Genomic DNA, 21,379 nt, shown 5'->3' with positions numbered 1-21,379 from the left:
TCTTTCAAAGACTCCCACGCAAGGATGCCAAGTTGCGAAATCTAATCTTCGCGTGTGCCCTCCTCGTCTGCACTGGTTGTTTGCCGGAACGTGATGTTCAAGTCCGTCCGCTGCCAGCCCCGCCGCCCGAACAGCCGATCGCAAACCTCCCGCCGCAACTCCATCAACGCAACTGGACTGGCCGGCTCAATCAAGGAAGCTGTGTTCACGCTTCGCTGGTCAACCACTTCCGCTGGCTCAACGAGTTTGAACTCGGCGAACGCTGGCGAGCGACCTACAACTGACTCAGACGCTCAAGTCGTGGATCATCAGTCGCAAATCGGAAGCGAACCGCGACAAGACGGTCGCTGGAGCGAAGTATCCGCACCTGTGTCGCTTCGTAAATCACCTTCACGCCGGGCTAGGCGACTCACTCCGCATCATCTCCGTGGAACGAGACATCGAAGCGTCGATTCGTTCGCTTCAGAACCGTAGCGAGAAGCATCGTGGCCAATGGTTCGCGGCAAACGACGAGGACTGTGGGGTTCTGCAACGCAGTCTCCGCAACCACCGAGACAACTTCATCGCCGAACATCCCAACGTGCCGGTGTTCCGGATTGAGTTCGCCGAGTTAGTGACGTATCCCGAGGAAGTGATCGGCAATCTGGTCGAGTTTCTCGGCATCACGCCGACGCAGGATGAAATCCAGTCGGCGATCGAACACGTCAATCCAGATCTCCGGAAGTTTGGGTGAACAACATGGTTGCGAACATTTCCACAACAGACATCACGTTCTGCATCAAGACGATTCACCGTCCGTGGTCCTGCCATCGTCTGGTCGAATCGCTGCGTGAACACATCGCTGATCCAACGATCGTCGTCGTCGATGACGGACGACCGGAACTGCGTTTCAGCGAGAAGTATCCGGAAACCGCCAAGCATTGCACGGTCATCAATCTAGATCGGCACGATGTGGGCGTTGGAGTCGGACGTAACGCAGCAATCGACGCGGCGCAGACCGAGTACATCTTTCTGCTTGACGACGATCACGTAATTACCGCGGATTTCCACATCGACTGCGTTTGCGAGTACTTCACGACGCACGAACTCGACATCCTCGCAGTGAGGCAAGGTGGAGGCGGTCGCCCCACGATGCTTTCGCCGTTGATGAACGGCAAACGCATCTGGATGCACCGCGGCGAAAAGAAGCGTGTCGGCACTGTTGCCTGGTGCGACATGGTCAGCAACGCGTTTCTCGCTCGCAAGGAAACAATCGCGACGCTGCGCTGGGACGAGTCCCTGAAAACCTACGAGCATTGGGAGTTCTTCTACCGAGCGAGTCACCTTTCCAAACTGCAAATCGCGGTCGCCACTGATTGTTCAGTCGTCCATGCACATGTCGCGGGCACTGGTTACCGCGATCTGCGTGGACGATCGAAGTTCCGTGCGATGGGCCTTCGCAAACACGGTTTCCATTCGATGCGCTATCCAGGAGGTCAAATCGTCCGTGCGTAATCAAGCCACTTTCTGCATTAAGACGATCCATCGCCCGCATTGTTGTGCCGCACTCGTTCGCAGCATCTACGACCACTATGGCGATGACCGTCCGCTGATCCATGTGCTCGACGATGGCAAGCCAGAGTTGCGTTTCTCTGCCGTCTGTCCTAGCGAATCCGCAATGGTCGATCGACTCATCGAGACCGAATTCGACATCGGGTTATCCGCAGGTCGCAAGCTATGAGTTTGAGCACGACGGTGTCGCCCTGATCAATTCACGGGCGCGCTTTCACTTCTATGCCACCGGTATCACACCGGCGATGGTCAAACCGCCTGTCGGAGCGGGATCGCAGTATGTAATCGGTTTGCGCGATGCCGAGGGCAAGGCACTTGACGGCAGCAAGACCTATCGCATCCACATTCCGCCTAACGTTCCCGCCAAGCGTTTCTGGGACATCACCGTTTACGACAACCAGACCCGCTCGCTGTTGCAAACCGACAATCCCTACCCGGGTGTCACCAGCATCGACAAATCTATTGGGCCATGGGGTTACGCCTGTTTATGACGCTGTAGCGCCGGCAGGGGTTATCACGGTATGCATGGCCCATTACGATATTGTTCCGGTTTCTTGGCGAAGACAGGCGATCGTTGCTAACGCCTAAAGAGGTAATCCAAACCGCATATCAATGCCGCGTGCATGCGAATGAGCTGATGAATACACTAAGGTTTCACCAACTCAATCGACTTATTCAACGAAAATGCGCTATTGAATGCGAGAATCTCGGCAAACCCGATCGCCAGACTTGCAATGGCTTTGTCGTTTCCCGCTGATTGGCTTCATGCTGATCTTGGTCACGCGGTAGGGGTTCGCACAGACAGAGGATGCCGCTGTTCGGTTGCATGATGATCGGCGGATTGATCGATTGCGCAGCGACGCCTGGGGCCCTGATGATGGACTTCCCTCGGACCAAGTATTCGACATCTTGCAAACTCAAGATGGTTACCTATGGCTAGGCACCGGAAGCAGGAGATGATGGGCGAAAGTAATGTCAACGGAGCGAGTGCATTGTTGCAGCGGCTTGCAGTGTTCCTGCTGGCCGCGGCGATGGCGTTGATGCCGTCCGTCGGGCGGGGACAGGACGAGGGCGCTCCACCGTTGGAATTTGGCCTGAGGCTTGGTGATCTCGCCTCGGAAGCGTGGGGGATCGACGATGGGCTCCCTGCGAACGAGGTGTTCGACGTGCTGCAAACCCGCGATGGTTACCTGTGGGTGGCGACGGCGGGCGGGCTCGCGCGTTTCGACGGGATCAGGTTTGAGGTCTTTGATCAGGCGAACACTCCCAGCTTGAAGTCGGACAAGATTCTCACACTTTACCAAAGCCGCGACGGCACGCTCTGGGCCGGGAGCGAGGGCGGCGGGCTGATCGCGTTTCACCCGGGACGGCATCGGAGGGCGGAACCCATCGAGGAATTGGCGGAGTTGACGGTCCGGGCGCTGATGGAGGATCGCGACGGAGTGTTGTGGGCGGCTACGAGCGCCGGAGCGTGGCGATCCCAGGGACAGGGCGGCTCTTTCGAACCGGTGGAGGTGGGGCTGAAGGAAGTGACGGCCATGGCGGAGGATGCGCGCGGCACTCTCTGGCTCGGCGGTCCCGAGGGACTGGTGCGGCGAGAGGGCGACACGTTTGAGCGCCCGGAATACGCGCAGGGAATCGATGCGGTCCAGGTCATGGCGGTCGGCGATGACGACACCCTATGGCTTGGTACCGGCCGGGGCCTCATTCACGTTCGGAAGGAGGGTGTGGAGCGCTTCTACAAAAACTCCTCGATCGTGCTACTGGACCGGGATTCGCTTGGAATACTCTGGTATGCGAGTGGAAGCGGCACCCTGTCGCGTATCCACGAGGGCAAGCCCGAACCGTCGCGCTGGTCCGGGGCGGGCGTCAGCTGCATTCTTCGTGATCGGGAAGGCAGTCTCTGGCTAGGCGGCCGGGGTGAGCCCCAGGTGTTGCGGCAACTGAAACCGGAATCGCCAGCATCGATCGATAACCCGTCGCTCTGTGTCCTGCCGAGCGAAACGGATGGCGTCTGGCTCGGATCACTCAAGGGAGTCGCATGGATGCCGGTGGGAATGGGATGGCGCGCCGTTTCAGACGATCGATTTGTCATTCGTGAGGCAACGCAAGCACTGGCCCGGGGAAGGGAGGGCTCGATTTGGGCCGGCCACCGTAATGGCACAATTTCCCGCTGGTCGAAGGACGGTCTCGAAACCTTCCTGGAACCGCGCCGCGGCGCCGTTGCAAGCATCCAGACGATCTACGAGGACCATGCCGGGACGCTCTGGATCGGATACCGGAATAAGGGAGCCGCGCGCCTTGAATCAAAGGCCAGGACGCTCGTCCCGTTGCCGGCATTCGATGAATTGACCGTCCGCTGGTTTCAGGAAATGCCCGGCGGCGAGTTCTTCATCGGCACCAGTGACGGATTGTTCCAGGACGGAGCCCGGGTCAGCGATCCGCTTTTGGACGGGTTGGCCGACGCAGATTTCTTTGCCCACCACCTCGATGATGATGGCAATCTCTGGCTCACCATTCTCGGGAATGGATTTTGCCGCTGGAAGGATGGCCGGTTTTCCACTTGGCGCAGGAAAGTCGGGTTTCTCAAAGACAATCTGCTCACGGTGATGACCGACAATGGCGGCAACCTTTGGATGGGCGGCCGCCGAGGTGTGTTCTATCTGGCGAAACGATCGCTGGAGGACTTTGATGCGGGGAAGATCGAGGAGATTGAATACAAGAGTGTGGCTGAGGGGAGGGGCAAAGTTAATAGAGCTGGCGGGTATCCTCTGGCGGCGCGCGCATTGGATGGATCCGTGTGGATTGTGCGGAAACAGGATGTTTTGTTCCTTCCTCCTGGCGTGACGCTCACCAAATCACACGAGCCTCCGGTGCTCGTCGAGCACGTCCTCGCCGACGGGACTGCGTTGGAGGGGAACGATGCGGTGGAGTTCCGATCGGGAACTCGGCGGCTGACGATTCACTACACCGCGCCGACGCATGCGGCGCCGGAGTCGGCGAAATTCAAGTACAGGCTGAGCGGCCACACCGACGACTGGATCGATGCCGGAACGGAACGAGTGGCCCAATTCACCGACCTGCAACCGGGCAAGTACGGGTTTCAGGTGATCGCGAGCAACGGCAAGGGGGTTTGGAACGAGACCGGAGCGACGATCGCAATCCAGGTTCTGCCGCGGTGGTTTGAGACGTGGTGGTTTAGGGTGACGGGCTTCATCGGGGCGGTGCTGCTGGTGGGTGCATTCGTGCGGATGCGCCTGGCGACAGCGAACCGGCGCAATGAGGCTTTGCAGCGCGAAATCGGTGAGCGCCACAGAACGGAAGCGGCGCTTCTCGAGAACCAGAAGCGCTTGAAGGAGCTGGCCTCGGAATTGACGATAGCGGAAGAGCGTGAGCGGCGGCGGATTGCTGCGGACCTGCACGATGATGTTGGACAGACTCTTGCGCTCGCCCGAATTCAACTTGCATCGGCACGAAAGTCCACAGGCTTGCCCGATCTGGGCATCAAACTCGATGAACTCTCATCAACCATTTTGAAGGCATCTCAGGATACGCGGCACCTTGTTTACGATCTCAGTTCGCCCTCCTTGAACGAATTAGGGCTCGATGAGGCGATCGAAGAATGGTTGGAGGAGGAGATTGGGAATCGCTATGGCTTAAAGACCCGAATCGTCAGTCAGGCCAAGCCAGCGGCGCCAGAGAATGCCGTTAGCGACGATGTCAAGGCACTGCTCTTTCGCAGCGTCCGCGAACTGCTGATCAACGTGGTGAAGCATGCCAAAGCTCGTAATGTCGTTGTCACCTCGGAGCATACCAGCAATCACATCAAAATTACGGTCGAGGATGACGGCGTTGGATTTGATGTCGGTTCAGAAGCTTTTCGAGCCAGTTCCGAAGGAGGTTTCGGTTTATTCAGTATCCAAGAACGGATGATGAACCTCGGTGGCTCGTTGCAGATCGACTCAGAACCGGGCAAGGGGTGTCAGGCTAAACTTATCGTTCCTTGCGTCCATTCGGACAGATCCGCGACCAAGCTAGAAGGCCAGTCATGACGATTTCGGTGTTAGTCGTTGACGATCATGCGATGTTCCGCAAGGGGCTGCGGATGATGCTGGATGACGAAGACGACATCCAAGTCGTTGGTGAGGCAGGTGACGGCGAGGAAGCGATTCGATTGGCCGGTGAACTTTTGCCAGATGTCATCGTCATGGACATCACGATGCCCAACACCGATGGCATCGAAGCAACACGGCAAATCGTTTCAACGCTTCCCAATGTGAAAGTGATTCCGCTATCGATTCACTCGGGTAAACGCTTCGTTCAGAAAATGCTTCGCGCCGGGGCCGCCGGCTACGTCTTGAAGGAAAGCGCCCCTGAAGAGCTGGTGCACGCCGTTCGCGCGGTGCATGGCGATGACATCTATCTGAGTTCCGCGATTTCTGGCGTCGTTGTTTCCGAATACGTGCGACTGCTGAATCGATCGGACTCGCACGACCGCGACGGCGGACTGAGTGAAAGTGACAAGTCGATCGTACAGATGATCGCCGAAGGCCATTCCGTCAAGGAGATTGCCGCCGCTCAAAAGACAAGTGCGAGCAAAATCCAGACGGCGCGGCGACGCATCATCAAAACATTGGACTTGGCAAACGTCGCCGAATTGACCGAGTATGCTCGCGCCCAGCGTTGGGGTGAAGGCGAAACAAGCGTTGAGATGGCATCCTCGGACAGCGAATCGCTGCGCGTATCGATTCTCGGCACAAAATTTCACCGCCCCACGGTTCCACCTGATTTTGTCTCCAGAGATCGCTTGCTACAGAAATTGGATGAAGCGTGCGATGTGCCGTTGATCCTGGTATGCGCGCCAGCTGGATACGGCAAGAGCATGTTGGTGGCAGATTGGCTTGCAAAGCACAACGAGCGATGCGCCGCATGGCTTTCGCTGAGCGAAGCTGAGAGTGATTTGAGGTCGTTCTTGACCTATGTTGTGGCCGCGGTGGAGGGACAGTTTTCCGGTTCTTGTCCCGACACGACGTCTGTTCTGCACGCAGCTGAACTACCGACGGTGAACGTTCTGGCCGATGCATTGGGCAACGATCTCGATGCCATTGACGAGCCCTTCGTACTGGTGCTTGATGATTACCACTTGATCGCCGGCAGCGAAGTCCATGGACTGCTCGAGAATCTGTTGCAGCATCCGCCGCGCCCGATGCGGCTGGTGGTGATCACTCGGCACGATCCGCCGTTTTCATTAGCTGCCCTGCGCGGGAATCGGTGGTTGGCGGAACTTCGACAGCAGGATCTCCGTTTCACCCGAGACGAAGTCAGCGAGGTGCTGCCGCAGATTACTGGCGTGACCGTAGGCGATGCGGCCCTCAGCCGACTCGAGCAACTCATGGAAGGTTGGATCGTCGGCTTGCAGTTGGTCGGTATGTTGATGCGAAATTGCGAGGACAAGGAAGCGTTCGTGTCGCAATTGCATGGCGGAGTTCATCAAGTCTACGACTACTTATTGCATGAGGTGCTCGGCAGGCAACCCTTACCGCTTCAGAATTGTCTCCAGAAGATGTCCGTCTTGGATCGCTTTTGTGCTCCCCTGGTCGAGGCGGTCTGCCAACCGTCAGGCGATTCACCGGATTCCGCAATGACTGGTGCCCACATTATTCAACGCTTGCGGCAAGAGAATCTGTTCATCGTTCCGCTCGACGCTCGGGAACGTTGGTTTCGCTATCACCACGTTTTTCAGAATCTGCTCACGCAACAACTGGATAAAACGCACCCGGCGAGCGAGGTTCGCGACCTGCACGGTCGTGCCAGCGATTGGTTTTCGCAGCAAGGGCTGATTGACGAAGCGATCCGGCATGCATTGGCAGCAGGGCGAAGCGAACAGGCGGCTGAGATCGTCGCCAATGCACGGCTCAAGACGATCACAAGAGATGCGTCGTACGAGCTTGAGCGATGGCTTGCCTTGTTGCCCGAGTCCATCATCGGTGAGCGTCCAGAACTTTTGCTCGCCCGTGCCTGGGTGCTGTACTTCCATCTCAATTTCGAGGAAGTCCCGGCGGTCCTTGATCAGTTGGAGCCGCTCATTGCTGAGCGACAATTATTGGATCCGGCGTCGGCCAGTGCGATGCGTGGTGAGGTGGACTTGTTTCGCGGCTATCTCGATTTTTTCGCAGGGAATTGCGCTGACTCTCTGGGACACCTGCATCATGCGATGGAGCGGATTCCGGCTGACCATCACCCAGCGCTCAGCGAGACGGACCTGGTCCTGGGGCTGGCGAGTCAGATGGATGGTCAGCGGGAACAGGCACTCCAGCGGCTTCAGGCGATTCTTGCGAACACGCATGCGATGCACTCCACTCGGCAAATCCGAGCGATTGGTGCTACCGCGATGATTCACATGATCTCGGCTAATCTTCATGATGCGATATCTGCCGCGACGCGAATGAAGGGAATCGCAACGGACAGTGGATCGAGCTACGCAGAAAGTTGGCGTGACTACGTGCAGGGATTGATTCACTTGTGGCAGAACGAACGCGCCGCTGCGGTCGCTTGCCTGAACAAGGCGGTCGACCGTCGTTACGTTCTGGATTCACGAGCCGCCATGGACGCGATGGCTGCGTTGGCCTTGAGCTACGAGATGAACGGAGAGCGGTCCGAAGCGGAAGCCACGATGCGGATGCTACGAGAATTCGTTGATTCGCTTCGGCTTTCGGCGGATATCTTTCACTCCTGCGAAGCGAGACTTGCAATCGTTCGCGGCAACCGGCCACCTGTTTCTCGCTGGTTAAAATCGGCCGCGCCGGCGGATGAGCCAGCATTGATCTTTTGGCACGAAGTCCCCTGTGTTACCCGCTGCCGTGCGTTGTTGGCGGAGGGCTATGAGGCCAGCTTGCGGGAAGCCGAGCAACGACTCGAAGCCTACTTGCAGACCAGTGAGAACACCCACAACACTCTCAATACAATCCAGGCATTGTTGTTGCAATCGTTGGTCTTGCATCGGAGTGACAGAAACGCGGAGTCGGCAGAAGCATTGCACAGAGCAGTCGCACTTGCACAACCCGGTGACTGCATCCTGTTCTTTGTCGAACTGGGCGAACCGATGGCGGAGCTGTTACAAGGCTTAACCGCTGACGATGCGGTCGCGGAATTTGTTGATCGATTGCTGGCGGAAATACCGAAGCCGGATCAACAAAAGCACAGCGAATTGGCGAAGCCAACGACCGAGGAAGATGGATCGCTGATCGAAACGCTGACCAATCGCGAACTTGACACCCTGGAACTGCTGGCACAGCGTCTGTACGACAAAGAGATCGCCAAATCGATGGGCGTTTCGGTATGGACAGTCAAAACGCACGTCAAGCACATCTTCGAGAAGCTGCACGTCAAGAACCGCCGCGAAGCCGTACAGAAAGCTGAGGAACTTGGTTTGCTGAAGGGCAAGTAAACAGTTTCCTGCGTCGTGCCGCAAATTCCCAAGTCACCTCGCCCTCCGGGAGAGGTCGCGGTCTCAGCCGCGGGAGAGGGCGAGATTGATTGTCACAATGTTCCAATGTGACGCCAAAAACCCCCTCCCGGCCGCTACCGCGTCCGACCTCCCCCGCTGCGCAGGGCGAGGTAAATACATGAATGCCGAACCGGGCCTCTCCCGGTAGCAGTTTGCTCTCCGCCCCAGCGGCCTCCCTCTTTTATCCCTCGTTGTGAGCGATGTGCTTTCGCTCGTGCCGCCGGATAATTGCCTCTGAATCAGTCGGAAAAATGCGATCCGTAGAGGCGAATGCAGACAAATGGTGAACGAGACGAAATGGCCGCAACTTCAGCCGGGAAAACCTGCCTGTTACCGCATCGTTGTCGAGGGATCTTTGGACGACCAATGGTCCGGTCGATTAGGCGGGATGCAAATCGTGGCAAGCTCCTCGGAAGTCCAGTCGCCCGTCACGACGTTGAGTGGCCAAGTCCAAGATCAAGCAGCCCTGATGGGCGTGCTCAATAGCCTTTACCAACTGCGTTACAAGATTCTTTCCGTCAACTGTGAGCCATGCGATGGCCCAAACGAGAATTCTTAATGAAAGTTCACAAACCCAATAGATGCTAAAGGAGTTTACGCATGCTAGTCCTCTCGCGAAAAACAGATGAGTCGATTGTGATCAACGAGAACGTAACGGCTGTCATCCTGAGCGTGCAGGGAGGCAAAGTCCGCATCGGCATTGAGGCACCCAAAGAGGTGCCAATCATGCGACGAGAGATTGCGAACAATGCCAATCAAAACGACCTACCAACGACGCAGCCTCAGTCTCGGTTAGTTGAGTTCGATTGAAACGCATCAAAGTTTTCATCTCACCATTGAATCATCGATCAACAACGAAAACGACACATGGTTAAAGACTTAGAAATCATATCCACAGGCAAGTTGCTTCACGTGAAGGCTGGAGGCGAGTCTGGCAACGAAGCTTGCGTAACTCTTGCTCGTGCGGTTGATGAACAGGTGCGAGAGCATGGCAGTGTATGTGTCTTGCTGGAGACTCGTAGATCCTGCCACCGGTCCGCCATGGCCTGGTGGCAAACCGCCCGCGGTGACTTCAAGGTCGTTCACTGCGATCCCATGAAACTCGATGAGGCGAAACAGTGGCTTGAGAGTGGTGGACATCAAGAACGGGAGGAATGCAACCATGGAATTTCTTGATGTCTTTGCGATCGTCATTCTCTCGGTTCTGGGCCTCACGCTGGTTGGCGTTTGGGTCTTGCTGGGGATGATGCCCGGTCGGATTGCCCGCGGGCGCAACCACCCGCAAGCTGACGCCGTCAGCGTCTGTGGCTGGTGGGGCGTCATCACCATGGGGCTGCTGTTACCCTGGGCGTTCATCTGGGCCTACTACAAACCGGTGGACGCTCAAAACGCCGAGTCTCGTGACGCCGCCACCTCGACGAAAGGAGACGTATAGTGATTCTTTTCCTGACCCTGATTTACCTGGCGTTCCTAGCCCTTCTGGTCAAGTTGAAGATTGTTCGCTTCAACTTGTTCTGGAAACTCTCGCCGCTCCTTTGGATGTTGATGCTGACGGTGGTCCTATTCATTCCGATGCAATGGGGCGCACCCTCGGGCGCGGTCAATGTCTACCGTACCGTTGTCGAAATCGTTCCCAACGTCAGCGGCGAAGTGATCGAAGTCAACGCGCAGGGCAGCAAGCCGATCAGCAAAGGTGACGTGTTGTTTCGACTTGATCCACAACCCTTTCAAATCGAAGTGGATCGACTGTTGGCGGCCGTAAAGGAAGCTGAGCAGACAGCCAAAATGCTGCCCGCCGGCCTCGCGGAAGCTGATGCGAACGTCGCTCAGGCCGAAGCAGCGATCGTCGCCGCGAAACAACAAGCCACCTCCCTTAAATCAGCGCTCGTCGCGGCGAAGGCCAGCGTTGCGAAGTCTCAGGCTCAACTTGAGTTGGCTCGATCGGAAAACGAGCGTGCTCAAAAGCTGCTCTCCAGCAACGCGGCCTCCAAAGAAGACGCCGAAACCAAGGAACGGAACGTCGAATTGGCCAAAGCGTCCGCCCAAGCAGCCGAGGCTTCGCGTCAACAGGCACAACTTGCGTTGGAGTCCACCATTGACGGTGTCAACACCAGTGTCATCGAAGCCCAACAGCGATTGAAGGCGGCTCAAGCGGCAAAGCAGAAAGCGGAGCTTGCTTTGGCGTCCACCATCAACGGCGAAAACACGCAAGTTGCCCAGCTGCGAGCTCAATTGGCGACCGCTCAATTCAACCTTGCACAAACCACCGTCGTTGCTCCTTCGGACGGTTTCGTGATTGGGATGACGTTGCGACCTGGTCAACGTGTAGCAGCCTTTCCAGTCCGCACGTGGATGGCTTTCGTCGACTCGTCCAGTGCCCAGATCGCGGTCGGCGTCGATCAGAACAGGTTGCGCCATGTGAAGCCGGGACAGAAAGCAGACGTCGTGTTGGAGCTTCACCCGGGCCGAACGTTTTCTGCAACGGTGGATCGGATTGCCTACATCACACCACAGGGACAACTTCAACCGACGGGAACAGTAGCCGCTGCACCGTCAAGCAGCCAGAAAACAATGCCCTTCGGTGTCGTGCTCACGCTTGATGACGCGGGGCCGGATATTGACATTCACGAGTTGCCCGGTGGCGCGACCGGAACGGCAGCGATCTACACCGATTCAGTGAAGGCAACGCATCTGATACGCCGTGTGATGATTCGCATGGAGACTTTCATGAACTACATCATGCCGTCCTAACTGGCGGTTCACCCCTTAACCATCGACATGAACATTCTTTCCGAAAGTAGGAACAATACGATGACCACGCGACGAAACCACCACCTGCTAACTCTGGCAGCGCTGGCCTTCTCCTGTCTGACGACCGGCGTTCAAGCACAGCCACCCGCAATGAAATACTCCACCGAAATTCCGGCGAATGTTGTCACTCCCGATCGCACGGAAACGCGTCTTGGGGCACTGGAGTTCGTTGACGGATTCCCCACCGAAGCGACAGCGGAGAAGGTCTGGGATCACATGGACTTCTCGCGTGCTGTGGAGTCCATGATCATGACCACGCCCGCGGCTTCGCTGCAGGGATTTCGCAAAGGCATCCAAAAGTGGGGCCCGGACAACGAGACCATGATCTATTGGGGCGGACGTCTGGATTCCAAAGGCTTGCTTCTGACGGGCAATACCACCGTGGTCTACACATTCATGTGGATCGACCTCAAGGATGGCCCCATGGTCATGGAGACCCCACCCAACGTGTTGGGCATCATCGACGATGCGTGGTTCCACTATGTCTGCGATTTCGGTAACGCGGGCGATGACAAGGGCAAGGGCGGAAAGTTCCTGTTGGTGCCGCCTGGCTACAAGGGCGATTTGCCCACCGACGGCTACTTCGTGAAGAAGTCAAAGACCTACGGCCACTGGCTGGCGATGCGCGGTTTCATGACGGACTTCGATCCGGTTCCCGTGGTCAAGAACATGAAGGAGCATTTCCGTCTCTATCCGCTGGGTAGTGAGCCCAAGGAAGTCAACTGGGTCAACACAGCGATGAAGGACTTCAACACCCTGCACGCCCAGGATGCCACCTTCTTTGACGAGGTCAACATCACGGTTCAGGAAGAGCCAAACTCGGCCGAGAGTTCGGAGATCCTCGGGTTGCTGGCTTCGATCGGCATCCAGAAGGGCAAGCCTTTCAAACCGGACGCCCGTATGAAGAAGATCCTCGCTGAGGCCGCCGCAGTCGGCACCGCCGCCCAGCGCACTATCCTCTTCCGCAACCGCGACACGGAGGACACCGCGATCTGGCCGGGCAGCAAAAGCTGGGAGCTAGGCTTCGCTGGTGGCAGCTACGAGTTTCTCAACGACGGCGTCAGTCTGATCAATTCGCGTGTCCGCTTCCACTTCTACGCTACCGGCATCACGCCGGCGATGGTCAAACCACCTGTCGGAGCGGGATCCCAGTATGTGATGGGACTGCGCGATTCGGAAGGCAATGCCCTCGATGGCAGCAAGACCTACAAGATCCACATTCCTGCCAACGTTCCCGCCAAGCGATTCTGGGACATCACTGTTTACGACAACCAGACCCGCTCGCTGTTGCAAACCGACAATCCCTACCCGGGCGTCACCAGCATCGACAAGGCCACTGTCCAGAACGCGGATGAATCTTACGACGTCTACATCGGCCCAACGAAGCCTGATGGAAACGTGAACTGGATTCAAACGGATCCATCCAAGGGCTGGAATATGCTCTGGCGCATCTATGGCCCGACGCAAGTCTGGTACGACAGGGGTTGGCGTCCGAGCGAGATCGAATTGGTGAAATGACACTTTCTCCGACTCACTGAAACAACTCCATCAATTCCACACATACGTTCAATAATAGGACACCACTCATGAAATTCAGCAAAGTTTTGGCGATGTTCGTCGTCGCCCTCACGGTCTTTACCACGGGGCAATCGTACGCTCAGGATGCTTCGGCATCTCGCCGCACAGATGAGCAAGCGGTGCGGAAATCGATCGCAGCATTCACTCGTGCGTTTGAAACTGGCAATGCTGACGAGGCTGCCAAACGATTGACGTCCGGCGCGGACCTGGTAGCGGATGATGGCACCATCGTTCGCGGTCGTGAAGCGATCAAAAATGCGATCGCGCGGCACGGTGTTGATCACCCGAAGGTGAAGATCGAAAAGCTTTCCGATTCGATCCGCTTTCCTTCGCGTGACACAACGATCGTCGAGGGAGTCATCCGCGTCGTTCACCCGGACGGCGGCACAGCGAATAACCGCTTTGAGGTCCATTGTGTTCGCGAAGATGGCCAATGGTTGCTTTCGAGGATTCAAGAATGGCCCCACGAGAAAGCAGCCCTACTGGATCTGGAATGGTTGATCGGTACCTGGAAATCCGAGCAGGGCGATGCTCAAGTCAACACGACGTATGAGTGGTTTGGCGAAAAGGCGTTTATCCGGGCCAACTTCACAATCGTAGAAAACGACAAGTCCTACACCGGCATGCAGATGATCGGCGTGGATCCAGAGACGGGATTGTTGCGGACTTGGATTTTTGAGGCCAACGGGGGCGTCGGTGAGGGCGTCGCCTTACAAGACGGCAAGCAATGGATTTTTGAATCTGAAACTGAGCTGACGAGTGGTGATCTCGTAGCGGCGACCAATATCTTGGTGCGAATCAACGGCGGTACCTTCACCTGGCAACCCTTGGATCTGTCGATCAACGGCGAACAGTTTGGCAACCTTCCACCGGTCAAAGTAACTCGCGTGCGCTAAATCCTAGTGGCTGTGGCTTCTAGCCCAGAAGAAGCAAGAAACGCTGCGGCTAGAAGCCACAGCCATGCTTTCCCACTCGCAACTCAAACATCACAAAACATTCGGAGATCTATCACAATGAAACGCTTTTCAATCACACTCGCTGTTGGCTTAATCTTGCTCACGTCGTACTCAACTGCGCTAGCGCAGCGAAGGGGCGGCGGACGCAGCATGGGAGGAGGCGGGCGCAGCATGGGCGGCGGCGCATCGATGGCTGGCAGATCGATGGGCGGCGGATTCTCAAGTGCTGCTCGTGCCGCACCCAGGAGCGCTCCGGTCGCTCGACCAACGGCTAGTCCCAGTCAGGGTCGGGTGGGCGTAGGTCCAGGCGGCGGATCATTTCAGGCCGGCCGAGGCAGCGGCAGTTTTACGACTCAAGGCGGAGCCACAGTTGATTACGGCGGTCGCGGGGCCAGCCGAACGGGGCCAGCCGGTGTGACCCGAGGTGGTGGAGTTGGAGGCGTCAAAGTGACGGGGCCAGGCGGACAAGAGTTTTCCAAAGTGGGGCGGGCTGGCGGCGTCAAAGGCCCGGGCGGAAATGCGATCGGGGGTTCACGTGGGATCTCGCAGACCCGCGGCCCGGCCGGATCGGCAGCAGGGATTTCGCGAACTGGTTTCGCCTCGGGGCCGAATTCGATGGCTGCCTTTCGCGGCGGAGTTGCCGTCGGTCCGGGCGGAGTTGTCGCCGGTCGAACCGGTGTTGCCGCCAACGGACACGGAACCTATTTCCGATCGGCTGCTGCTGTCAGCGGGCAAGGCGTCGCGGTCAGAAGAGCGGCAGTCGGTTACCACGGTTGCTTTACCAGTACGTGGTGTGCCAGATATCCCGGGGCATGGTATCCTGGCCGCTGGGGTGCTGCGGCCGCGTGGACCGCCGTAACCTGGTCGGCACTCACCGGCTACGGTGGCTACGCGTCATCGGAACCGGTGAGCTACGACTATGGGAGTTCCGTCGTGTACCAGGACGATTCTGTATACGTCGATGGCGACGTAGTCGGCACGACAGCGGAATACGCAGAGCAGGCAACAGCCATTGCCGAGACCGGTAAGGAGGCTGAGGCTTCGCAAGAAGCGGAATGGCAACCCTTGGGAGTATTCGCAATGGTTCAAGGTGACGAAGAGACTTCCAACAATATCTTCCAACTCGCCATCAACAAAGAGGGTGTGATTCACGGCAACTATTACAACGCCGTGACGGATACCACCGAGCAAGTTTTCGGTTCGGTCGACAAGAACACTCAGCGTGTCGCCTGGATGGTGGGCGATGCCAAGACGCCAGTCTATGAGGCGGGTCTGGTGAATCTAACCAAAGACGAAACGTCCATGATGATTCACTACTCCGCAGAGCGTTCCGTGCAGGCATCACTGTTTCGCATTAAGCAAGACGGCGATCAAACGCAATAGCGTAGCTGGGCGTTGGCCCCAGTAGCCAAAGCGTGACAGTGGCTTCCAGCCGCAGTAATGACCATAACTTGAAACTGCGCTGGAAGCCAAAGCCGCTTTACCCACCCATCAATGAAACGTGGAAGAGCTTCAAAATGTTTGACGTATTGAAACAAAGTGTTTTCACCAGCATCGGATTGGCAAGTTTGACCAAGGACATGGTCTCGGACCTAGTGGCCGAGCTGAAGCAACAGGCTGACTGGACTGACCAGCAAGCCAGTGAGTTTCAGGAAGAGGTTGATCGACGTAGCGACGAAGCACGCAAAAACTTGACCGAATTGGTGGATCATCAAATCGACAGCGCGATGATCCAGATGGGGTTGCTCAAAGCCGAGGCTCGCAAGGCATCAGACTCGGCTAGCGATACCTTTCAGACTTTTGTCGATCAACGTGTTGATGAAGCTCTTCAGCGAATCGGCGTCGCTCGCACGGAGGATGTTGAATCGCTCACGCATCGGCTGGAGTTACTCGAAAAGAAGGTTAACGGCTAAATCTCACATTCTTGGGATGGTGAATCAACATGGACTTACTGAACCTGAATCAACATCGCGAAGAAGGCAAGCGCCTGGCGGAAATCGTCCAGGTGCTGGGGCGCTATGGATTGGCAGATTGGTTCGCCAAGATTCCGGTGCAGTTGGTTCGTGATCTGTTGGCGAGCAAGGAAACGCAGGCAATTGCGGACTTGCCCATCGGCGAACGACTGCGGTTGGCTCTGACGGAACTGGGGACGACCTATATCAAACTGGGGCAAGTCCTCAGCACACGAGCCGACCTGGTCGGACCTGATATTGCGACGGAACTGCGAAAACTCCAGGCCGACACGCCGGCTGACACGGCGGACGTCGTGCGGCAAACGATCATTGAAGAACTGGGGCAGCCACCCGAGGAACTGTTCACTGAGTTTGAAGCGGAGGCGTTTTCTTCGGCATCGGTCGGTCAGGTGCATCGCGCGAGATTGGCCGACGGACAGCAAGTCGTCGTGAAGGTCCAGCACGCGGGCATCCAGGAAACCGTTCGCATCGACCTGGAATTGCTCGAAAAGCTGGCGAAGCTGTTGGAAGAATATGTTCCCGAGTCGAGGAATTTCCAGCCGGAGGCGACGACTCGCGAGTTTCGTCGCACGCTGCTACGTGAATTGGATTTCACTTGCGAACGCAGCAATATGGAGACGTTCACTCGCAACTTCGAGGGTGATGAAACGGTTCACATCCCCACGGCATACAAAGATCGCTCCAGCAAACGCGTGCTGACGATGGAGTTGCTGGACGGGATTCCGGGGTCAAAGCCGGAACGACTGGACGAGGCGGGCGTGGATTTGAACCTGCTGGCCAAAGACGCTGCCACGATCTTTATGAACATGATTTTTCGGGACGGCTTCTATCATGCCGACCCGCATCCGGGAAACTTCTTTGTGCTCGATGGTGGCGTTGTCGGACTGCTCGACTGTGGCATGGTCGGGCGGCTAGATGATTCCACACGTGAGTTGTTTGAAGACCTGCTGTTGATGCTAATGCATCGAGACGCTGAAGGGCTTGCCGATACGCTGCTGCGTGCCGGTTCCGCGCCGGCCGACGTGGATCGAATGGCCTTTCGAGCCGATGTCAGTGATCTGTTGGTGCAATACGGATCACAGTCGCTGGAAGACTTTGATATCGGCGGAGCAATGGATCAGTTGATGGACATTGTCCGACGGCACCATGTTGTGATGCCATCGGCCGCGTCGCTGCTGCTAAAGACATTGGTGATGCTGGAAGGGACCGCCCGTCTGCTCAGTCCGAACTTCAGCCTCAATGACGTCATCGCACCCTTCAAGGACCAATTGATTCGGTCTCGCCTGGACCCCAAACGCTTGACTCGCCGACTGCAACAGTCGATGCGTGACGTTGATCGCCTGGTCCGAAACGGTCCCCGAAACATCGCCGATATTCTCGATCGTGCGCAATCCGGCAAGCTGCAGATGACGCACGAGGTTAACAACCTCGAACTGGTCGCCAACCGCATCGTCGGCGGGCTACTGATCGCTTCGTTGCTGATCGCGTCGGCAACGCTGTTAAGCAACAACGTTCCACCCCGTCTGTTCGGAGAATCTGTTTTCGGAGGCCTGGGCTTCCTGGTTGCCGCGGGATTCGGCACTCGTCTACTTTGGCGAATCAGAAAAGACATCCGGTAACTTCTAAATCAAAGAAACGAAATGACGAAACACTTTTTCTTCAACCACGACTCTATGAGAGGACATTCGATGCTATCGAAACTTTCAATTTCGCGAGTCGCCATTGCGTCCATCGCAATCGCATTTGCCTTGACCACGCACGCCCAAGCGCAGTCGCCCAAACTGAAAATGACCTCCGAGATCCCTAAGGAGTACACGGCTCCGAATTCGGTGGAAACCTCCATCGGGACTCTCGATTACTTCGACGGCGTTCCGTCGCCGGAGTCCGTGAAAAACGTCTACGACTACCTCGACACCTCGCGGGCCGTGAACGTCTATCTCAACTCGATCCCCGCCCTCTCTGTCAATGCCCTGCGCGAAGGACAGGCCGCGATGGGCGCTGACGCCTGTCATAAGATCTGCATCTGGGACAGCCTGATGGACTCCAAGTCCATCCTGCTGACCGGGAATACGTCGACCATGTACGCGGTTGGCTTTCTTGACCTGGTCAAAGACGGCCCGACCGTTATCGACTTGCCGCAGGGAATGCTCGGCATCCTCGACGACATGGCTTTCCAGTATATGGTCGACCTCGGCGTGGCGGGTCCTGACAAGGGCAAGGGCGGCAAGTACCTCGTGCTTCCTCCCGGCTACAAAGGGGACGTCCCCGAGGGCTACTTCGTTGTCCCGTCAAAAACCAGTGGAGTCTGGGTGTTCATGCGCGGCTATCTTGACAAGAGCCTGCCCATCGAAGAGGCCGTCCCGGCCGCGTCGAAGAACATCCGCAGCACGCTGAAAGTCTACCCGTTGTCGACCGCGGATGCCCCCCCGGCCACCGAGTTTATCAACGTATCCGGCAAGGACATGCAGGTGATCCTTCCGAATGATTACAGCGCGTTTGAAAAACTGCATGGACTGATGCAGACCGAACCCGAGTCGTATCTCGGCCCCGAAGCCCGGGGAATGATGGCGGCGATCGGGATCGAAAAGGGCAAGCCTTTCGCTCCGGATGCACGCATGAAGAAGATCCTCACTGACGCCGCCGCGATTGCTAACGGCGCCGCCCGCGCCATCAGCTACTTCCCGCGTGACCCCGGCAACCTGACCTACAAGGACAGTGATGCCTGGGTGACTGCCTATGCGAATAAGGACACCACCTTCACACGCAACGGCGCCTATCGCCTTGACCCACGCGTCCTGTTCCACTTCGGCTACATCTGTGTCTCTCCTGCGATGGCGATGACCGTGGCCGGCAAAGGATCGGACTACTCGATGGGAATGCTTGATTCCAAGGGCAAGGTTCTGGATGGCTCCAAGACATACCGGCTCCGGATTCCGCCGAACCCGCCAGCCAAGGATTTCTGGGCGATCACCATGTATGACACCCAAACCCGCTCGCAGCTTCAAACGGACCAGCAGTTCCCGACCAAGGGAAGTCAGGATAAGGGAATCAAGACCAACGCGGACGGATCGATGGACATCTACTTCTCGCCCAAAGCGCCCGAAGGCCAGGAAGGCAACTGGCTCCAGACGATCCCCGGCAAGAGCTGGTTCATCGCCCTGCGCATCTACGGCCCCGAACAACCCTGGATCGACCAAACCTGGCGTCCGGGTGAGATCGAACTCGTGAAGTAATTGACAACCATGAAAGCAAAACACGGCGGCAGGATTTCTGCCGCCGCCTGCACCAATCAACACACCGCGAGTCGGCTGGGATCACCGGACTGGGATTCGTGAACTGAAACGTAACTTCAAGAGAGAAATACGATGAAATCGAAACAGCTCGGCGTCACAATCGCTGTTGGTCTTTTGACGGTCAGCCTGGTGGCACCCGCTTTTGCGCAGCAATCCGGCGAAAGGAATCTGTTTGAGTCGGCGGGCAGCAAACAGACGGCCAAGGATTTCAAGCCGGCCCCCGACAAGATAGAAACCAACTTCGGCAACCTGGAGTTCGAAGGCGGTTCGTTTCCGACAGAAGCCTCGACGCAAAAGATCTACGATGAAATGGATCGGCAGCGTGCCACCCAGGCGTATATGGATTTTTATCCGGCGCTCTCGCTCTACAGCATCGTCAAATCGCAGATTCGCGACTTCGGGTTCAAGTCCGCTTCGGACGTCGGCGTCATGGCCGATTTCATGAAGCCGAGTGAGAATTACTTGACTGGCAACAACATCACAGTCTATGCCTTTGCCTCCATCGACTTGAAAGTCGATGGCCCCACCGTGGTGGAGATCCCGCCTGGAATGTATGGCAATGCCAACGACGCCGCTTTCAAATACCTTACCGACTTCGGACCCACCGGACCGGACAAAGGCAAGGGCGGCAAGTACCTCTTTCTGCCTCCAGGTTTCAAAGGCGAAACTCCGGAAGGTTATTTTGTGTTCCGCTCACCGGGCTACCGGATCTGGGCGATGATGCGCGGCTTCGGCGAAGTGGGCAATGGCGATCAGGCCGTGAAATGGTTCAAGGATCGTCTCAAGGTTTACCCCTTGGCCACGGGCCCCCGCGAACACACCGCCGTTAACTGCTCCGGAATGGGTGCCAATACTCTGCCTCCGGAAGATGGTTCAGTGTTCACGATGTTGAACGAGATCATCCAGTATGAACCCACCGAATTGTTCGACAAGGAATTGTTAGGCCGACTGGCCACGTTGGGCATTGAAAAGGGCAAGCCCTTCAAACCGGACCAGCGGATGCAAGGCATCTTCGACACGGCAGCCAAGCAAGGCGTCGCCATGTCGCGAGCAATCGTTTACGCATCGCGCGATCCGGAGATTAAGTATTGGCCGAATCGGCATTGGGAAAAAATGTTCATTCGCAACACCGAGTTCGTCGCTGACGGCCACAACGACATCGACGCCCGAACCCTCTGGCACTACCAGGCGATTTGCGTTTCACCGAACCTGCTTTCTACCACTGCGGGCGTGGGCACGGCCTACCTGACCGCGTTCAGAGACAAAGAAGGCGCCTATTTACTTGGTGACAAGAACTATCGACTGCGCGTGCCGGCCAAGCCGCCTGTCAAACGCTTCTGGGCGGTAACTGCCTATGACCCAATCAGCCGCAGCCTGCTCGGTTCGGGAGGAAACATCAACGTCGGCAGCACGGGCAAGCCCGAAGTCAATGCCGATGGCTCGGTGGACATTTATTTCGGACCAAAAATGCCTGAAGGCAAAAAGAACTGGATCAAGACAGATCCTGACAAGGGATTCTTCGTGGTCTTTAGGTTCTATGGCCCAATGGAAGGCTACATCGAAAAGACATGGGTCCTCAACGACTTCGAACTGTTGGATTAGGACAACGTGACTGGGGCTTCCAGCCCCAGATAGCGAAGCCAGAAAAATACTGCGGCTGGAAGCCAAAGCCACGTAAAGACACCTAAGTCAAGACAATCAAAAAGCACT

The 21,379-nt window shown here is 56.9% G+C and carries 20 protein-coding genes; all 20 read left to right on the top strand.

What is annotated here, in order from left to right; genetic code table 11:
* Window positions 1–32 precede the first annotated feature (32 nt).
* Entirely contained in the window at window positions 33–284 is a 252-nt protein-coding gene (locus tag SH139x_RS10395) for a hypothetical protein (RefSeq protein ID WP_488355176.1), read from the top strand.
* On the top strand, window positions 263–733 hold the full coding sequence (locus SH139x_RS10390; protein WP_488355993.1) for a sulfotransferase: 471 nt from the start codon (window positions 263–265) through the stop codon (window positions 731–733). The genes SH139x_RS10395 and SH139x_RS10390 overlap by 22 nt, the downstream gene beginning before the upstream one ends.
* Window positions 734–738: 5 nt before the next feature.
* Window positions 739–1,494, top strand: coding sequence for a glycosyltransferase family 2 protein (locus SH139x_RS10385; RefSeq protein WP_488355175.1), 756 nt, complete (start codon window positions 739–741; stop codon window positions 1,492–1,494).
* On the top strand, window positions 1,487–1,720 hold the full coding sequence (locus tag SH139x_RS10380) for a hypothetical protein (protein ID WP_488355174.1): 234 nt from the start codon (window positions 1,487–1,489) through the stop codon (window positions 1,718–1,720). The genes SH139x_RS10385 and SH139x_RS10380 overlap by 8 nt, the downstream gene beginning before the upstream one ends.
* Window positions 1,721–1,796: 76 nt before the next feature.
* On the top strand, window positions 1,797–2,042 hold the full coding sequence (locus SH139x_RS10375) for a DUF1214 domain-containing protein (protein WP_488355173.1): 246 nt from the start codon (window positions 1,797–1,799) through the stop codon (window positions 2,040–2,042).
* 331 nt (window positions 2,043–2,373) lie between these two features.
* A complete protein-coding gene (locus SH139x_RS10370; protein WP_083904832.1) occupies window positions 2,374–2,511 on the top strand; it encodes a two-component regulator propeller domain-containing protein in 138 nt (45 codons plus the stop codon).
* On the top strand, window positions 2,508–5,603 hold the full coding sequence (locus SH139x_RS10365; protein WP_488355172.1) for a two-component regulator propeller domain-containing protein: 3,096 nt from the start codon (window positions 2,508–2,510) through the stop codon (window positions 5,601–5,603). The genes SH139x_RS10370 and SH139x_RS10365 overlap by 4 nt, the downstream gene beginning before the upstream one ends.
* Window positions 5,600–8,998: a response regulator gene (locus SH139x_RS10360; RefSeq protein WP_488355171.1), complete on the top strand. Its 3,399-nt coding sequence runs from the start codon at window positions 5,600–5,602 to the stop codon at window positions 8,996–8,998. Before SH139x_RS10365 ends, SH139x_RS10360 begins: the two co-directional genes overlap by 4 nt.
* Window positions 8,999–9,338: 340 nt before the next feature.
* On the top strand, window positions 9,339–9,617 hold the full coding sequence (locus SH139x_RS10355; protein ID WP_044251643.1) for a hypothetical protein: 279 nt from the start codon (window positions 9,339–9,341) through the stop codon (window positions 9,615–9,617).
* A 41-nt stretch (window positions 9,618–9,658) separates the two neighbouring features.
* Window positions 9,659–9,868 carry a carbon storage regulator CsrA gene (csrA, locus tag SH139x_RS10350; protein WP_009094835.1) on the top strand — a complete coding sequence of 70 codons (210 nt, stop codon included), beginning with the start codon at window positions 9,659–9,661 and terminating at the stop codon, window positions 9,866–9,868.
* Between the two features lie 57 nt (window positions 9,869–9,925).
* Window positions 9,926–10,234, top strand: a complete 309-nt coding sequence (locus SH139x_RS10345; RefSeq protein WP_488355170.1) for a hypothetical protein — start codon at window positions 9,926–9,928, stop codon at window positions 10,232–10,234.
* Complete coding sequence (locus SH139x_RS10340) at window positions 10,221–10,493, top strand: DUF3302 domain-containing protein (RefSeq protein WP_488355169.1); 273 nt, start codon at window positions 10,221–10,223, stop codon at window positions 10,491–10,493. Before SH139x_RS10345 ends, SH139x_RS10340 begins: the two co-directional genes overlap by 14 nt.
* The gene (locus SH139x_RS10335) at window positions 10,493–11,809 is read left to right on the top strand and encodes an HlyD family secretion protein (RefSeq protein WP_488355168.1); all 1,317 of its coding nucleotides are present in this window, start codon (window positions 10,493–10,495) and stop codon (window positions 11,807–11,809) included. The genes SH139x_RS10340 and SH139x_RS10335 overlap by 1 nt, the downstream gene beginning before the upstream one ends.
* Before the next feature lie 60 nt (window positions 11,810–11,869).
* Complete coding sequence (locus tag SH139x_RS10330) at window positions 11,870–13,387, top strand: DUF1254 domain-containing protein (RefSeq protein ID WP_488355167.1); 1,518 nt, start codon at window positions 11,870–11,872, stop codon at window positions 13,385–13,387.
* Between the two features lie 68 nt (window positions 13,388–13,455).
* Window positions 13,456–14,343, top strand: coding sequence for a YybH family protein (locus tag SH139x_RS10325; RefSeq protein ID WP_488355166.1), 888 nt, complete (start codon window positions 13,456–13,458; stop codon window positions 14,341–14,343).
* Window positions 14,344–14,460: 117 nt separating this feature from the next.
* Window positions 14,461–15,786: a hypothetical protein gene (locus SH139x_RS10320; RefSeq protein ID WP_488355165.1), complete on the top strand. Its 1,326-nt coding sequence runs from the start codon at window positions 14,461–14,463 to the stop codon at window positions 15,784–15,786.
* Between the two features lie 134 nt (window positions 15,787–15,920).
* Entirely contained in the window at window positions 15,921–16,316 is a 396-nt protein-coding gene (locus tag SH139x_RS10315) for a phasin family protein (RefSeq protein ID WP_488355164.1), read from the top strand.
* Between the two features lie 29 nt (window positions 16,317–16,345).
* Window positions 16,346–17,995 (top strand): ABC1 kinase family protein, encoded by a 1,650-nt coding sequence (locus tag SH139x_RS10310; protein ID WP_488355163.1) that lies wholly within the window; start codon window positions 16,346–16,348, stop codon window positions 17,993–17,995.
* 69 nt (window positions 17,996–18,064) lie between these two features.
* Window positions 18,065–19,609 carry a DUF1254 domain-containing protein gene (locus SH139x_RS10305; protein WP_488355162.1) on the top strand — a complete coding sequence of 515 codons (1,545 nt, stop codon included), beginning with the start codon at window positions 18,065–18,067 and terminating at the stop codon, window positions 19,607–19,609.
* A gap of 132 nt (window positions 19,610–19,741) precedes the next feature.
* A complete protein-coding gene (locus SH139x_RS10300) occupies window positions 19,742–21,271 on the top strand; it encodes a DUF1254 domain-containing protein (RefSeq protein WP_009094845.1) in 1,530 nt (509 codons plus the stop codon).
* Window positions 21,272–21,379: the final 108 nt, after the last annotated feature.

The sequence above is a fragment of the Kothea flammea genome (assembly GCF_052161645.1).
Taxonomy (GTDB): Bacteria; Planctomycetota; Planctomycetia; order Pirellulales; family Pirellulaceae; genus Laterigemmans.
Note: the sequence above shows the minus strand (reverse complement) of the source record. Positions and strands in the feature narration are given on the sequence as shown.

What these genes read in the sequence shown, in the direction of transcription:
- SH139x_RS10325 (WP_488355166.1), top strand. Translation starts at nt 13,456, where the DNA reads ATGAAATTCAGCAAAGTTTTGGCGATGTTCGTCGTCGCCCTCACGGTC.
- SH139x_RS10340 (WP_488355169.1), top strand. Translation starts at nt 10,221, where the DNA reads ATGGAATTTCTTGATGTCTTTGCGATCGTCATTCTCTCGGTTCTGGGC.
- csrA (WP_009094835.1), top strand. Translation starts at nt 9,659, where the DNA reads ATGCTAGTCCTCTCGCGAAAAACAGATGAGTCGATTGTGATCAACGAG.
- SH139x_RS10365 (WP_488355172.1), top strand. Translation starts at nt 2,508, where the DNA reads ATGATGGGCGAAAGTAATGTCAACGGAGCGAGTGCATTGTTGCAGCGG.
- SH139x_RS10375 (WP_488355173.1), top strand. Translation starts at nt 1,797, where the DNA reads ATGGTCAAACCGCCTGTCGGAGCGGGATCGCAGTATGTAATCGGTTTG.
- SH139x_RS10330 (WP_488355167.1), top strand. Translation starts at nt 11,870, where the DNA reads ATGACCACGCGACGAAACCACCACCTGCTAACTCTGGCAGCGCTGGCC.
- SH139x_RS10300 (WP_009094845.1), top strand. Translation starts at nt 19,742, where the DNA reads ATGAAATCGAAACAGCTCGGCGTCACAATCGCTGTTGGTCTTTTGACG.
- SH139x_RS10345 (WP_488355170.1), top strand. Translation starts at nt 9,926, where the DNA reads ATGGTTAAAGACTTAGAAATCATATCCACAGGCAAGTTGCTTCACGTG.
- SH139x_RS10360 (WP_488355171.1), top strand. Translation starts at nt 5,600, where the DNA reads ATGACGATTTCGGTGTTAGTCGTTGACGATCATGCGATGTTCCGCAAG.
- SH139x_RS10315 (WP_488355164.1), top strand. Translation starts at nt 15,921, where the DNA reads ATGTTTGACGTATTGAAACAAAGTGTTTTCACCAGCATCGGATTGGCA.
- SH139x_RS10310 (WP_488355163.1), top strand. Translation starts at nt 16,346, where the DNA reads ATGGACTTACTGAACCTGAATCAACATCGCGAAGAAGGCAAGCGCCTG.
- SH139x_RS10305 (WP_488355162.1), top strand. Translation starts at nt 18,065, where the DNA reads ATGCTATCGAAACTTTCAATTTCGCGAGTCGCCATTGCGTCCATCGCA.
- SH139x_RS10320 (WP_488355165.1), top strand. Translation starts at nt 14,461, where the DNA reads ATGAAACGCTTTTCAATCACACTCGCTGTTGGCTTAATCTTGCTCACG.
- SH139x_RS10385 (WP_488355175.1), top strand. Translation starts at nt 739, where the DNA reads ATGGTTGCGAACATTTCCACAACAGACATCACGTTCTGCATCAAGACG.
- SH139x_RS10355 (WP_044251643.1), top strand. Translation starts at nt 9,339, where the DNA reads ATGGTGAACGAGACGAAATGGCCGCAACTTCAGCCGGGAAAACCTGCC.